The organism is Jeotgalibacillus sp. 10bf12, assembly GCF_055597105.1.
In genome coordinates this window covers 2,460,352-2,472,922 of sequence record NZ_CP200276.1, presented here as the reverse complement: position 1 = coordinate 2,472,922, position 12,571 = coordinate 2,460,352, and the positions used below count along the sequence as shown (strand labels likewise).

Below are 12,571 nucleotides of genomic sequence, written 5' to 3'. Positions count from 1 at the left end.
TTCGTTTAAAAACATCTATTACATATGTATGACCTATACCCCTGTGCACCTATCGCATATTGTAGTTATAAGGAGGGGTTAAGATGAAAGAAAAAGAACCGGTTAAGTCCTCAAAGCCGCACCCGTTTGATGCATTCTGGGAATTTCAGAAGAAAAAAGCTGAACGGAATGAAAAAATAAAAGAAAATCAGCATACAAAACCTTATTGGTGGTAATTTACAGGCCGGCTGCCTTATGATTAAGGCAATGCCGGTATACATAGTATCCGGGAAGCTATTAATGGGGAGGAAGCAGCAATGGAACAGCACTCACGCGAGGAACAGGAAAACTTTTATTTCCGTTTGAGGAACAAAATTGATCACTTTCTGAAAAACAAAACAGGTAGAAATCATAAGTACGCTAAATACCTGCTGTTTGCACCTGATATTTTTTATTTGTTGATTCAGGTCGTAAGAGACAAAAGAGTATCCGGAAAGGATAAAGCAATGGTTGCAGGTGCGATCAGTTATTTTATTTTACCTTTTGATCTAATACCAGAAGGGATTGTCGGACCTGGAGGATACATAGATGATCTGGTCGTCGCTTCATTTGTATTACAGACTGTCGTAAACAACCTGTCTCCAGCTATCATCAGGGACCACTGGGCAGGTGATGAGGATGGACTTGAAGTGATTTATAAAATTGCTGCGCTTTCTGATAAAGTATTAAAGAAAGGCACATTGCCTGGATTACTGAAAAAGTTCCAGAAGTAAAAAAATCCTGCCGGTTATCCGGCAGGATTTTTATTATGAAGATACGCGTTCTTTATTCCACTCAAGAAACTCATCATAACTAAGCTGTTTATCAGTAATTTGTCCATCTGTGATATCAATAATACGATTTGCAATCGTCTGAACAAACTGATGGTCATGAGACGTAAAGATCATCGCACCTTTGTAGTTAATCAAACCATTATTAAGGGCTGTGATTGACTCCAGATCAAGGTGATTAGTCGGCTCATCAAGTAATAGTACGTTTGCCTTTTTGAGCATCATACGTGATAGCATACAACGCACTTTTTCTCCTCCTGATAATACAGAAGGCTTCTTTCTTACTTCTTCCCCGGAGAACAGCATTCTGCCAAGGAAGCCACGAAGAAACGTTTCACTCTCATCTTCAGGGCTGTATTGTCTCAGCCAGTCCACAAGATCTGATTCCTGACCTTCAAAGTATGAAGAGTTATCGTGCGGGAAGTATGACTGAGAAGTCGTTACACCCCATTTAAAGCTTCCGCTATCCGGCTCAACTTCTCCCATCAGAATACGCATAAGTGTCGTTTTAGCGATTTCATCAGTTCCGGCAAGTGCAATTTTATCGTCTTTATTCATCGTAAAGCTGATATTATCAAGCACTTTTACGCCGTCAATCGTTTTAGACAGATCTTTCACCTGAAGCACATCATTACCAATTTCACGCTCCATTTCAAATTGAACGAAAGGATATTTACGGGAAGACGGCTTAATGTCATCGAGTGTGATTTTATCAAGAAGCTTCTTACGTGAAGTTGCCTGTTTTGACTTAGAAGCATTGGCGCTGAAACGAGCAACGAATGCCTGAAGCTCTTTAATTTTTTCTTCTTTCTTACGATTCTGGTCAGACACAAGTCTTTGAGCAAGCTGGCTTGACTCATACCAGAAATCATAGTTACCCATGTAGATCTGAATCTTGCTGAAATCAAGGTCAGCAATGTGTGTACATACTGTATTCAGGAAGTGACGGTCATGGGATACAACAACCACTGTATTCTCAAAATTAATCAGGAAGTCTTCGAGCCATTGAATCGCATGAATATCAAGGCCGTTTGTCGGCTCATCCAGTAAAAGAACATCCGGCTTACCAAAAAGTGCCTGTGCAAGCAGGACTTTCACTTTTTCAGATCCAGTCAGTTCAGCCATCTTCTTGTTGAAATGATCTTCGCTGATGCCCAGTCCCTGAAGCAGGATCGCAGCATCTGATTCAGCTTCCCAACCGTTCATCTCACCAAATTCACCTTCGAGTTCAGCAGCTTTAATGCCATCTTCATCAGAGAAGTCTTCTTTCATGTAGATTGCATTTTTCTCCTGCATCACTTCGTATAAACGGGTGTGGCCCATTAATACGACATTAATCACTTCTTCTTCTTCAAATTCAAAGTGATTCTGTTTCAAAATAGCCAGACGCTCATTCGGTCCCATTGAGACGTTACCGGTCTGCGCTTCTATTTCTCCGGACAGAATCTTCAGGAAAGTAGATTTACCTGCACCGTTTGCTCCGATTAAACCATAACAGTTACCCGGGTTGAATTTAATATTTACATCTTCAAACAGCTTGCGGTCTCCAAAGCGAAGACTGACATCTGATACTTGTATCATTTAATAATCCCTCCAAAAAAACATATCAATACATTATATCACTTCTTATAGTTCATTGAAATGCAAAAGAATATACTTTTAAATCGAGAGTCTTATATTTGAAATAATCTTTTCAACTGAGATAGAATGAACGATAAGACATATTGTGAAAGGCGGAGGTCAATGATGCATCATATTTATCATGAAGGTAAGGAAGGTAAACCTGTTTTATTACTTTTGCACGGAACAGGAGGAACAGAACAGGATCTGCTCCCGATCGCTGATATGATTGATCCGGAAGCAAGCGTATTAAGTGTACGAGGCAACGTGAGTGAAAATGGTATGCCGAGATTCTTTAAACGCCTGGGAGAAGGTGTATTTGATATAGAAGATCTAAAATTCCGGACACAGGAACTGAATGAATTCCTGGATGACGCTGCTCATAAATATCAGTTTGACCGCACTAACGTAATTGCAATCGGATATTCCAATGGAGCCAACATCGCAGGAAGTCTGCTATTTCATTATCATGACTCACTAAAAGCAGCGATCCTGCATCATCCGATGGTTCCTTTAAGAGACCATGAATTACCTGAACTCTCAGGTACAAAGGTCTTTATTGGAGCGGGTGAAAATGATCCGATCTGTCCTGCAAGTGAAACAACGGATCTAAACGAATTGTTAACAAACGCAGGTGCAGATATAACAGTTAAATGGTATAACAGAGGGCACCAACTAATTGAAGAAGAAGTTAATGACGCTAAACAATGGTATAACGCACTATAAAGACTGGAAAAGCCTGCAAACTCGCAGGCTTTTGTTGTATAATAAAAGCAAACATATGATCGCCACGTGTCAAAACAGCACTTTTATCGTTAAAAGGGAGGATTACTTAGATGAGTAAGCATAATCCAAAAAAATTTGCATTAAATATGAGTGCTTCACAATTCACCAAGTTTTACATACTTCATTTGCTCTCCATCAGGCACTCAGGTATGATCAGTGAGCATTTTAAGGGTGAATTCAGAAAAATAGGCGGTAACTGGGAGCCGGCACCAAGCACGTTACTTGATGCGCTTCATGATATGACTGAAGAAGGCCTGCTTCACCGTAAAGAAGATTACAAATCCCATGAACGTAAAAGGCAGAAGGTTTACTGGTATACGCTAACCGATAAGGGGAAAGATGCTTTTGAAGTCATGAAAAAACAGTTTCTGCCGTTATTTGAAGAACAAAAGCGGATTATCCAGAATATCCTGAATACAGTTTTTAAGTGACACCGGTAAAATTGCCGGTGTTTTTTTATTCTTCCTGTTAAAAATAAAACAAGAACGCTATACTTACCTGTAATAGCATCACATTTTGTGTTACAGTTAATCAGTTATTTAAGATTTCAGGAGGCATATAAAATGAGTGAACAAACATCTATTGGCGGTACCGTTCAGAAACTGACAGTCGGGAGTAAGACGTCATTTGGTTTTTATTTATTGAGAGGCGATGAAGAAATTCCGATTAACGACTCAGAAATTCATGAGGAAATTAATGAAGGAGATACAAGAGAGTTTTTTGTGTATCCTGATAGAAGAGGCAGACTGACAGCATCTACGATCATCCCGGAAATCAGAAAAGGGGTTTACGGATGGGCAAGAGTCATTAAAGTAAATGACCGTGATGGAGCGGCGCTGGATATTGGTATTTCAAGAGAAGTAACGGTTGTACCGGAAGACTTGCCTGCAGTAGAACATGTATGGCCGGAAGCAGGCGATTATTTATACATCACACTCCGAACAGACCTTGCAGGACAGATGTTCGGCAGGCTTGCTACTGAGGAAGTCGTCCAGGTGCTTTCAGAGCGTGCAGATGACGATGTTCATAACAAAGAGTTAAAAGGACGACCATACAGATTGCTGAGGGTTGGTACGTTTGTATTAACTGAAGAAGGCTACCGTTGTTTTATCCACGAAAGTGAGCGCAAAAGTGAACCACGTCTCGGTCAGGATGTTACGGTGCGTATCATTGGCGTGAAGGACGATGGTACACTAAACGGATCATTACTTCCGCGAAAACAGGATAAAATGGATGAGGATTCTGAAGTGATCTTTAATTACCTTTTAAGCCGCGGCGGCAGCATGCCATTTGGCGATAAAAGTAACCCTGAAGAAATTAAGATGATCTTTAATATGAGTAAAGCATCATTTAAGCGTGCACTCGGAAGATTGTATAAGGAAAAGAAAATCGTCCAGGAAAATGGTGAAACTCATTTAGTACAGCTTGGCGGGGATTCAAATGAAAATTGATCTGTCAAAGCAGGAATACCGGGAGCTGATGAGAGCGGTTTATCTGTCAGATATGGTAAAACACTCCATGAAGGAAACTGTAGACCATGACCAGGCTTTTATTGATATGGAACAGAAGCTGTACGCACTTTATAAAGAATTTGATAGCGAAGACTTGATTGAAGAAAATAATCAGGTTTTTATGCCGTCACTTATAATGGAGTCTGAAGAATCCAATCACCTGAGAAATTATGAAAATGCGATCCTTGAAGATCAGATTGCAGCAGTACTTGCAAGAAATGAACTTGAAATAGAGATAAGATCTGGTAAAGCCACTGAAGATAATGCAATTGAAGTATTGATCCAATTGGAAGAAAAGTACCACCAGCTAATTTCTGAAAAAGGGTTATCTGCGCTTACTGTAAAATAAAGGAGTGGATGCGCTTGATGAGAGTACAGCCAGCAATGATTGCGTTAAATCTTATATTTGCTGTGTTTTTTGGCGTCTGGAGCATAAGAAGATTTCTTGATAATGATGCTGCGCTTGGCGTGTTTTTAATACTGATCAGCGCTGTAAATGTTTTTATCGCAATCAGAAGGTATAAAATCGCCAAATTCCACGAAGAAACAAAATAAAAAGTGCCGTTGCACTTTTTATTTTTTCTGTTTCGTCTCACTATTAATAGTAAACTTATGATATGAGACAATATATATGATTTTTATTCAACTTCCTATAATATATATTATGTAAACTAGAAAATAAAAATATTGACTGCTTATTTTAACATCCCTTCCCATAAAAAAATAACCCGCAAATCACGGGTTATTCATTTCTAGACGGATCTCTTGGATGTGCACGCATATTCTTTCCATAAAAGATCTCATCCATTTCAATTTTAAGCTTATCTGTAATTTCTGTTGCTTCATCACCAGTCAGTGAATCTTTTCTATAACCGAACAAATAATTATTTAAATCAAAATCCTTAAGCTTGCATTTTGTATGAAAAATATTCTCCGGATACACATTTACATCAATCATGTCGTAATCTTTTTTAATCTCTTTTGGTATAAAGTTTTGAATTGAATTAATATCATGGTCAATAAATAACTTATGACCGTCTACATCACGTGTAAATCCACGCACTCTGTAATCCATTGTCATGATATCTGTATCAAACGAATGAATCAGATAGTTCAATGCTTTTAGTGGAGAAATTTCACCGCACGTTGATACATCGATATCTGCTCTAAATGTACTGATTCCTTCATGAGGATGATATTCAGGATACGTATGCACTGTGATATGACTTTTATCGAGGTGCAGTGCTGCGGTTGACGGCAGCGGCCCTGGCGATTCCTCATAGTTTTCAGTAGGTACTTCTACAATCGGACCTTCAGAAACCAGAATGGTTACACTTGCACCCTGTGGCACATAATCCTGTTTTGCTACATTCAGGACATGGGCACCTATAATATCAGCTACATGCGTCAAAATCTTTGTGAGTCTGTCAGCATTATACTGCTCGTCAATATAAGCAATATAAGCCTCTCTCTCCTGCTTCGACTTTGTGTAGCACACATCATACATATTAAAACTCAGCGACTTGGTTAAATTGTTAAATTCATGCAGTTGAATTCTTTTTTCGTGTGATAATGTCATAATCAAACTCCTTTAAACATGCGAGTAGTTATTTTCATACCCCCGACTGGCGAACATGAAACGATTTTTCTCATGTTTGTAGTTTACCACTGCTTTCCACATTTATAAAACCTTAAAACTCCCTAGTGTAAAACGGCAAAAACCATTTTACACCTTTCTTATTAAAAGGAAGAGCTTTCATATCCAGTACAAGATGACTCAGATACGCAAAGAAACATACAGCTGTGATGCCTTCAATACTTAATCTGAGCTCAAGGCTGTAAGCAATATAAGTAAAGATTACCAGCCCCAGTACTGAGTGTGTCAGTCCCCTATGCGGTAAAAATGAACTGATTGTTGTAAAAACACCAAAGTAAATCAACCAGTATTCTGTATAAAACCATCCGATCCCGATGATGGCAAGCCCTGTTAACATGACCATAAATCGCTGTTTGATCAGAAATCGCGGAGCTATAATCATTGTAACTGCTGCAATGATTCCTACGGCTTTAAATAATCCACTTAAAGAAACCAGGCTGTATATACCGATTAATACACCAAATGCTGATAATGTATACCACAGCCATTTTCTGTGCAATGAGATCCTGTTAGACAGTCTGCCGTTTGTATCAAGATCCGGAGCAAGTGCTGCAGTTGAACCAAGCAGCATGACTAGTCCGGTTGCTGCAGGCTCTAAATTATAATATACAGCGGTACTTAAACCAATTGCTGTACCTGCCAGTGCATGAGACGCACCTTTCATATTGCTTCATCCTTTACTATATGTAGATAAGACTATTATAGCGAACATATGATCGAACATCCACAAAAGGGCATATTCTAATAAAATTTTCATGTTTTGGGTTAACAAGCAGTTGTTAGGGTAAATAATGATTGTGATCAAATTTATTTGGAAAGGGGTGACAGCATATGATGAGAATTTTATGGTGGGTTATTGTTATTTTAATTGTAGTATGGCTAGTTGGACTATTATTAGATATCGCAGGTGGCATTATTCATGTATTAATAATTATTGCAGTCATCTTAATCATCTACAACCTGATAACAGGCAGGAAAAAATTATAGATAAAAACGCAGCGCTGAGATTTAAGCGCTGCGTTTTTATTATTTATTATTCAAGAAATTCTTTTATTGCTGCCTGGTTTGCTGCCCAGTCCAGTTCAAGAACAGAACCTGCACCTTCATATCTAGGTGTCGTATAAGACCCTTCTATCGGAACAGTCAGCCTTTCAACCTCTCCGCCCCCACTGAATAATACACTTGAAAACATACTCAGCTTTGCGGATTCAGATAAGCTTGTCTGCAGATAAGGCTGTACGGCACCGATGGTTTTTGGCGCACGTGCAATTGAAGATACACTGACTGTGTGATCAATTAATGCCTCGATCACCTGCTGTTGTCTATCTACACGGCCAAAATCACCTTCACTGTCGGCTCTGAATCTCGCATAACCGAGCAGTTCCTGTCCGTTTAATTTTTGTTGTCCTGCTTCGAGTGACACGCCAATTTTTTCAGACATTGCTTTTTCAACATTGATATCTACCCCGTCTGGCGCAATCGTATCAACAGCTGTCTCAAACGCTTTGAAATCGACAATCATGTAATCATGAATCGGAATATCAAAATTATGATCAATCGTTTTTCTAAGCAGTTCCGGACCATCCAGATAAAAAGCTGTATTTAATTTATATGGACCGTATTCCGGAATCTCAACGTAAATATCTCTCATTAGTGAGACAAGCTTAACAGTGTCAGACTCATCGTCCCATTGAGCAATCATCATCGTATCTGATCTTGACTTCTCTTCACCTCTGCTGTCGACACCAATCAGCAATACATTTCTTTTACCGTTTTCAGGATTTGAGCGCTGAAACGTTTCTCCCTGTCCGAGGTCAGGTGCGGAACCTTTAGTAGATTGATAGCCTATCCAGTATTGACTGCCTGCATACCCTGCAGTCACCATGATCAGTAGAATGAATAACGTAAAAAACGTTCTGCCTTTTCTCAATTTCTTTTTTCTTCTTTTTACTCTTGTTTCCATAGTTCCTCCTAAGTGAATTCACACTTAATAGATTTGTGATATTCATATAGACGCTTTTAATCATCTATTCGTTACACTTTAAACCCTCTTTTTATAAAAATCAAACCTTTATCCGGGAAAATTTGAGAATGAGATGATAGAATAAATTATTCAGCATTGGAGGTTTTAAGATGAAGTTTGAAAAAGCGACATTCGCAGGCGGCTGTTTTTGGTGTATGGTTAAGCCGTTTGATCAGTTTGATGGGATTGAAAAGGTTGTCTCCGGCTACACCGGTGGACACGTTGAGGATCCAACTTATGAAGATGTGAAATCAGGAGAATCAGGTCACCGTGAGGCTGTTGAAATCACATTTGATCCTCAAGTATTTCCTTATGAACAGCTATTGGAGATCTATTGGCAACAGGTAGACCCAACAGATGACGAAGGGCAATTCCAGGACCGGGGTCCTTCATACCGGGCAACCATTTTTTATCATAATGAAGAGCAAAAAAATAAAGCAGAGCAGTCAAAACAGGTACTCGCAGATTCAGGACGCTTCAAAAAACCTGTACTAACACCTGTTGAACCGGCTTCAGTATTTTATCCTGCTGAAGACTACCATCAGGATTTTTACAAAAAAGATCCTGAAGCTTATAAGAAAGATCGTGAGCAGTCAGGCAGAGATGAATTTATTGACGAGCACTGGGAAAAGTAAAAAAGTGAAGGCCTGTAAAATGAGGCCTTCACTTTTTTATGTCATACCAATGATAATGGCATCAAATATAAACCACGCACCGGCAATAATCCCGGCAAGTGCGAAGAATAAAATAATCACGTTACGGTTAATATGATCTTTCTTCATCTGATAGATATAAACAAGACTACATATTAAGCATAATGTTATTCCTGTCACCAAGGCTGTCTACACCCCTCTTTTGTTACCCCACACATATGTGTGAAGTTGAGGCAGTACACGGACCTGGTTCAGCCTGCTGTTTTCCATCACCTGATCAATCAGCCACTCATAGCGGGAAATCAGATTTGGTATCAATTGCTCATCTTTTTCTTCATGAACCTGGTCATTTCCTACCTGAAGATAAAATGGCACACCAGGGAAACGCTGGTGAAGATCTTCAGCAAACGCAAGATCCACCTCATCAAAAATAACCACTTTTAAAGAATAATCAATGCTGCCCTCACGCAGTTTGGCAATAATATCATCAAGAATCCCCATATTTGGTTTCATTTTAGAGCTTAGCGGCTTTGGAGATAATGTGAGGTCATCTATATTTAAGAACCAGTCCTGCCAGATGCTGCCCTGTGTCTCGAGTGCTACCTGTATGTCATTTTCATGTAACAGGTCTACAAGTTCAGAGAGATTTTTAAGTAAAGCGGGATTCCCCCCTGAAATCGTCACATGATTAAATAAATCCCTGCCAGTTTCTTTGAGCTCATCATAAATCTCTTCTGCAGTCATTCGTTTAATTTCGTCTTTTGCACTGCCATCCCAGGTGAACGCAGAGTCACACCATGAGCAGCTATAATCACAACCTGCTGTTCTTACAAACATGGTTTTTTGACCAATTACCATTCCTTCACCCTGGACAGTCGGTCCGAATATTTCAAGAACAGGAAATTTCTTTTTTGTTTTTTCCATTTAAAAGTTCCCTTCTTTCTTCGGACGGTAAAGCACATAGCTTGTAGGTGTTTCACGAAGAAATACCTGCAAACATGTCGGGCTATTCTCAGTCTCCTTCAAATGACTTTCAATGATCTCCCAAATCGATCTTGCAACAACTTCTGTTGTAGGAAAACGGTCTGAGTCATCTTCAGAAAAGAGCTGATCATCATTTAACAGCGTATGATCAAAACGGTCATGTACAAGCTGTTTAATTTTTTTGAAGTTTATCAGAAATCCTGAATGGTCCAGGTCATCACCTGCTACTGTAATATTTACATAATACGTATGACCATGTACAAAGCGGCACTTACCAGCATCATCTGAAGGAATAGCGTGTGCAGCTGAGAAGTGGAAGTCTTTATTTAACTCATATGAATACGAATGCATTGGAGCGGGATAGATTTGCTGCATCATTTGAGTTCCTCCTTCTCAGCCAGATATTCATTCATACCTCTCAGGCGTAATTTACAAGAGGGGCATTCACCACAGCCATCACCTTTAACGCCGTTATAGCAGGTAATGGTCTGATTTCTTACATAATCAAACCGGTTAAGCTGATCTGCAAGTTCCCAGGTTTCTTTTTTATCAAGCCACATCAATGGTGTTTGAAAAACGAAATCTTTATCCATTGATAAATTGACTGACACATTTAATGATTTAACAAACGCATCACGACAATCGGGATAGCCACTGAAATCAGTTTCGCAAACACCTGTAACGATATGCTTTGCATCTACCTGATGAGCGAGTACTGACGCAAATGATAAAAACATCAAATTACGCCCCGGAACAAACGTAGACGGAAGCTCCCCTTCATTTTCAGTAATTTCTTCATCTCTGGTTAGTGCTGATGGTGCCAGCTGATTCAGCAGACTCATATCAAGTACATGATGTTTGACGCCTAAATCGTTAGCAATCTCTTTAGCAGCCGCAATTTCAGAAGCATGTCTTTGTCCGTAAGCAAATGTTACTGCTTCGACGGAATCAAATTTTTCAAGTGCCCAGAATAAACATGTTGTGCTATCCTGACCACCGCTAAACACAACAATTGCTTTATTTTTATCCATAAAAAAAGCTCCTCTCCTATTCATGATAAGCTCCATGAAAGAAGTAAGAGTGTTCACGAGTTCACTAAAAAAAGCAGGTATTTCCTGCATTTTGGCCTAGTTTTTTATAGAGGGATGGTCGCGAACCTCTTTACCTATTCATTTCCTGTTATTATAACACATGTCCGTACCTCTTAGAAGCCGCAAGCGAGCCTGCGGCTATTATGTTTAGAAATTTTGAGGGTTAGGTACGACTTCAATATTTCTGCTGCCTTTAACCATATCGCTTCCACAGATCGGACACTGCTGATTTTCCTGTCCTTTTACAGAGAAGTTATCTCGCATCCAGACATTACATCCATCAGCTGAGCATTCCCAAACGTCTGTCTGTTCCTTTTGAATTTCTTCAGTTGGTTTTCTTTGAAACATCACTGATTGTCCCCCTTAAGTTACAAAATCAGGTTTTATCTGCTTGAGATAAAAAGGGATCTTGTAATGTTTTATCTTACAGTATATCATTATACATTTACTATTATACACTATTTTAAAATCTTTTGCTTGAACTGAAGCAAAAGAAAAAACAGCCGAAAATACGGCTGTTTGATCAATTCATTATTCCGGCGTGCCCGGACGGGGTGGTTTCCCCTCCTGGTCTTCCTGTAGCTCATTATAATATTGAACAGATGTCTGAGCACCTTCTGACATCATTTTGTCATCTTCATGTGAGTAATCAGTGGTCTTCTCACCAGTTTTGTAGTTGTCATACGATTTTTTCGCATCATCAACCATCTGGCTAACCTTAGCTTTCGAATCTTCGAAAGCTACCTTTGCCTTATCTCTGTTTTCTTTTTTCTTAAAATACGCAGCACCAGCTGCACCAAGTCCTAATATTGCTAATCTCTTTAATCCCATTATAAAGCCCTCCTCTTTCATTCATATTATCCTTATTTCCTTTATCTCTTTTTTTAAAACATTTTTATTTGACTCGGAGTTGCTACTAAGTATGATTCATATGGTAAAAACAAGGGAATGGTATAGTAAGAACTGTTAGGAGGGATAATATGGGTAACGAAAAAAAGCATGATCAACCTGACCGTATTAAAAGTGATAAAAAAAATATCCTGGATCGTCATGAAGATGAGATGCATACTGATCCGGTACCGGTTGAGGATCAAAAGATTGATCAGAAAAATGAAAAGAAAAAGCGCCAGACTCAATCTGATTCCTCTTCAGAAGGACTTTTAGACACTGAAAAATGACGGATGTATGAAATTGTTCAGATATGATAAACTATAAGTGTAGAATTCCTCTAGCCAATTGCCAATTACATTTTTCATGGAGGTGGCTCAGCAATGAAGCGAAACCGAGATGAACTGTTAAGGGACTATCAGCCGGAGGAAGCAACAGATGTACCAACAGAACAGCTGCTTTCCACTGGATTGCGTGAAGATGAAGTTCAGGAGATATCTGAGTATCGGGAAGATGGCTGGCAGTTCGTAGACGAAGAATATTAATATT

The 12,571-nt window shown here is 39.2% G+C and carries 21 protein-coding genes and 1 riboswitch; of the genes, 11 read left to right on the top strand and 10 right to left on the bottom strand.

Annotated features, from left to right (window positions below; all coding sequences use genetic code 11):
- Positions 1 to 83 precede the first annotated feature (83 nt).
- The gene (locus DH10bf12_RS12835; RefSeq protein WP_404409455.1) at positions 84 to 215 is read left to right on the top strand and encodes a hypothetical protein; all 132 of its coding nucleotides are present in this window, start codon (positions 84 to 86) and stop codon (positions 213 to 215) included.
- A gap of 81 nt (positions 216 to 296) precedes the next feature.
- Positions 297 to 752, top strand: coding sequence for a YkvA family protein (locus DH10bf12_RS12830; protein WP_471735664.1), 456 nt, complete (start codon positions 297 to 299; stop codon positions 750 to 752).
- 33 nt (positions 753 to 785) lie between these two features.
- On the opposite strand, the gene DH10bf12_RS12825 is transcribed toward DH10bf12_RS12830, so the two are convergent.
- Complete coding sequence (locus DH10bf12_RS12825; protein ID WP_471735663.1) at positions 786 to 2,390, bottom strand: ABC-F family ATP-binding cassette domain-containing protein; 1,605 nt, start codon at positions 2,388 to 2,390, stop codon at positions 786 to 788.
- A 162-nt stretch (positions 2,391 to 2,552) separates the two neighbouring features.
- Here DH10bf12_RS12825 and DH10bf12_RS12820 point away from each other — a divergent pair, with 162 nt between their 5' ends.
- The 5 genes from DH10bf12_RS12820 (at position 2,553) to DH10bf12_RS12800 (ending at position 5,281) form a co-directional block, all read left to right on the top strand.
- Positions 2,553 to 3,155 (top strand): alpha/beta hydrolase, encoded by a 603-nt coding sequence (locus tag DH10bf12_RS12820; RefSeq protein WP_471735662.1) that lies wholly within the window; start codon positions 2,553 to 2,555, stop codon positions 3,153 to 3,155.
- 110 nt (positions 3,156 to 3,265) lie between these two features.
- Positions 3,266 to 3,646: a PadR family transcriptional regulator gene (locus DH10bf12_RS12815; RefSeq protein WP_471735661.1), complete on the top strand. Its 381-nt coding sequence runs from the start codon at positions 3,266 to 3,268 to the stop codon at positions 3,644 to 3,646.
- Positions 3,647 to 3,778: 132 nt separating this feature from the next.
- Positions 3,779 to 4,666 (top strand): CvfB family protein, encoded by an 888-nt coding sequence (locus DH10bf12_RS12810; protein ID WP_471735660.1) that lies wholly within the window; start codon positions 3,779 to 3,781, stop codon positions 4,664 to 4,666.
- Positions 4,656 to 5,075, top strand: a complete 420-nt coding sequence (locus DH10bf12_RS12805; RefSeq protein WP_471735659.1) for a hypothetical protein — start codon at positions 4,656 to 4,658, stop codon at positions 5,073 to 5,075. The genes DH10bf12_RS12810 and DH10bf12_RS12805 overlap by 11 nt, the downstream gene beginning before the upstream one ends.
- A gap of 14 nt (positions 5,076 to 5,089) precedes the next feature.
- Positions 5,090 to 5,281, top strand: a complete 192-nt coding sequence (locus tag DH10bf12_RS12800) for a hypothetical protein (RefSeq protein ID WP_471735658.1) — start codon at positions 5,090 to 5,092, stop codon at positions 5,279 to 5,281.
- Positions 5,282 to 5,468: 187 nt separating this feature from the next.
- On the opposite strand, the gene speD is transcribed toward DH10bf12_RS12800, so the two are convergent.
- Both speD and DH10bf12_RS12790 read right to left on the bottom strand, forming a co-directional pair.
- On the bottom strand, positions 5,469 to 6,305 hold the full coding sequence (gene speD / locus DH10bf12_RS12795) for an adenosylmethionine decarboxylase (protein ID WP_471735657.1): 837 nt from the start codon (positions 6,303 to 6,305) through the stop codon (positions 5,469 to 5,471).
- Positions 6,306 to 6,417: 112 nt separating this feature from the next.
- Positions 6,418 to 7,047 (bottom strand): metal-dependent hydrolase, encoded by a 630-nt coding sequence (locus tag DH10bf12_RS12790; protein WP_471735656.1) that lies wholly within the window; start codon positions 7,045 to 7,047, stop codon positions 6,418 to 6,420.
- A 167-nt stretch (positions 7,048 to 7,214) separates the two neighbouring features.
- On the opposite strand from DH10bf12_RS12790, the gene DH10bf12_RS12785 reads away from it, so the two are divergent.
- The gene (locus DH10bf12_RS12785; RefSeq protein ID WP_471735655.1) at positions 7,215 to 7,370 is read left to right on the top strand and encodes a lmo0937 family membrane protein; all 156 of its coding nucleotides are present in this window, start codon (positions 7,215 to 7,217) and stop codon (positions 7,368 to 7,370) included.
- A 46-nt stretch (positions 7,371 to 7,416) separates the two neighbouring features.
- Here the strand turns inward: DH10bf12_RS12785 and DH10bf12_RS12780 are convergent, their stop codons facing one another.
- On the bottom strand, positions 7,417 to 8,346 hold the full coding sequence (locus tag DH10bf12_RS12780; RefSeq protein ID WP_471735654.1) for an LCP family protein: 930 nt from the start codon (positions 8,344 to 8,346) through the stop codon (positions 7,417 to 7,419).
- 170 nt (positions 8,347 to 8,516) lie between these two features.
- On the opposite strand from DH10bf12_RS12780, the gene msrA reads away from it, so the two are divergent.
- Complete coding sequence (gene msrA, locus DH10bf12_RS12775) at positions 8,517 to 9,041, top strand: peptide-methionine (S)-S-oxide reductase MsrA (protein WP_471735653.1); 525 nt, start codon at positions 8,517 to 8,519, stop codon at positions 9,039 to 9,041.
- A gap of 36 nt (positions 9,042 to 9,077) precedes the next feature.
- Here the strand turns inward: msrA and DH10bf12_RS12770 are convergent, their stop codons facing one another.
- The 6 genes from DH10bf12_RS12770 to DH10bf12_RS12745 all read right to left on the bottom strand — a co-directional run bounded on the left by DH10bf12_RS12770 (position 9,078) and on the right by DH10bf12_RS12745 (position 11,965).
- Entirely contained in the window at positions 9,078 to 9,242 is a 165-nt protein-coding gene (locus DH10bf12_RS12770) for a hypothetical protein (protein ID WP_471735652.1), read from the bottom strand.
- 6 nt (positions 9,243 to 9,248) lie between these two features.
- Entirely contained in the window at positions 9,249 to 9,983 is a 735-nt protein-coding gene (queE, locus tag DH10bf12_RS12765; protein ID WP_471735651.1) for a 7-carboxy-7-deazaguanine synthase QueE, read from the bottom strand.
- Positions 9,984 to 10,421 carry a 6-carboxytetrahydropterin synthase QueD gene (gene queD, locus DH10bf12_RS12760; protein WP_471735650.1) on the bottom strand — a complete coding sequence of 146 codons (438 nt, stop codon included), beginning with the start codon at positions 10,419 to 10,421 and terminating at the stop codon, positions 9,984 to 9,986.
- Positions 10,418 to 11,074: a 7-cyano-7-deazaguanine synthase QueC gene (queC, locus tag DH10bf12_RS12755; RefSeq protein WP_471735649.1), complete on the bottom strand. Its 657-nt coding sequence runs from the start codon at positions 11,072 to 11,074 to the stop codon at positions 10,418 to 10,420. The genes queD and queC overlap by 4 nt, the downstream gene beginning before the upstream one ends.
- Positions 11,075 to 11,164: 90 nt before the next feature.
- Positions 11,165 to 11,209: riboswitch (PreQ1 riboswitch) on the bottom strand.
- A 72-nt stretch (positions 11,210 to 11,281) separates the two neighbouring features.
- Positions 11,282 to 11,482, bottom strand: coding sequence for a cold-inducible protein YdjO-related protein (locus DH10bf12_RS12750; RefSeq protein WP_039813488.1), 201 nt, complete (start codon positions 11,480 to 11,482; stop codon positions 11,282 to 11,284).
- Positions 11,483 to 11,665: 183 nt separating this feature from the next.
- Positions 11,666 to 11,965, bottom strand: a complete 300-nt coding sequence (locus tag DH10bf12_RS12745) for a hypothetical protein (protein ID WP_471735648.1) — start codon at positions 11,963 to 11,965, stop codon at positions 11,666 to 11,668.
- 149 nt (positions 11,966 to 12,114) lie between these two features.
- On the opposite strand from DH10bf12_RS12745, the gene DH10bf12_RS12740 reads away from it, so the two are divergent.
- Both DH10bf12_RS12740 and DH10bf12_RS12735 read left to right on the top strand, forming a co-directional pair.
- Positions 12,115 to 12,312, top strand: coding sequence for a hypothetical protein (locus DH10bf12_RS12740; RefSeq protein ID WP_471735647.1), 198 nt, complete (start codon positions 12,115 to 12,117; stop codon positions 12,310 to 12,312).
- A 93-nt stretch (positions 12,313 to 12,405) separates the two neighbouring features.
- Positions 12,406 to 12,567, top strand: a complete 162-nt coding sequence (locus tag DH10bf12_RS12735; protein ID WP_471735646.1) for a hypothetical protein — start codon at positions 12,406 to 12,408, stop codon at positions 12,565 to 12,567.
- The last annotated feature ends 4 nt before the right edge of the window (positions 12,568 to 12,571 follow it).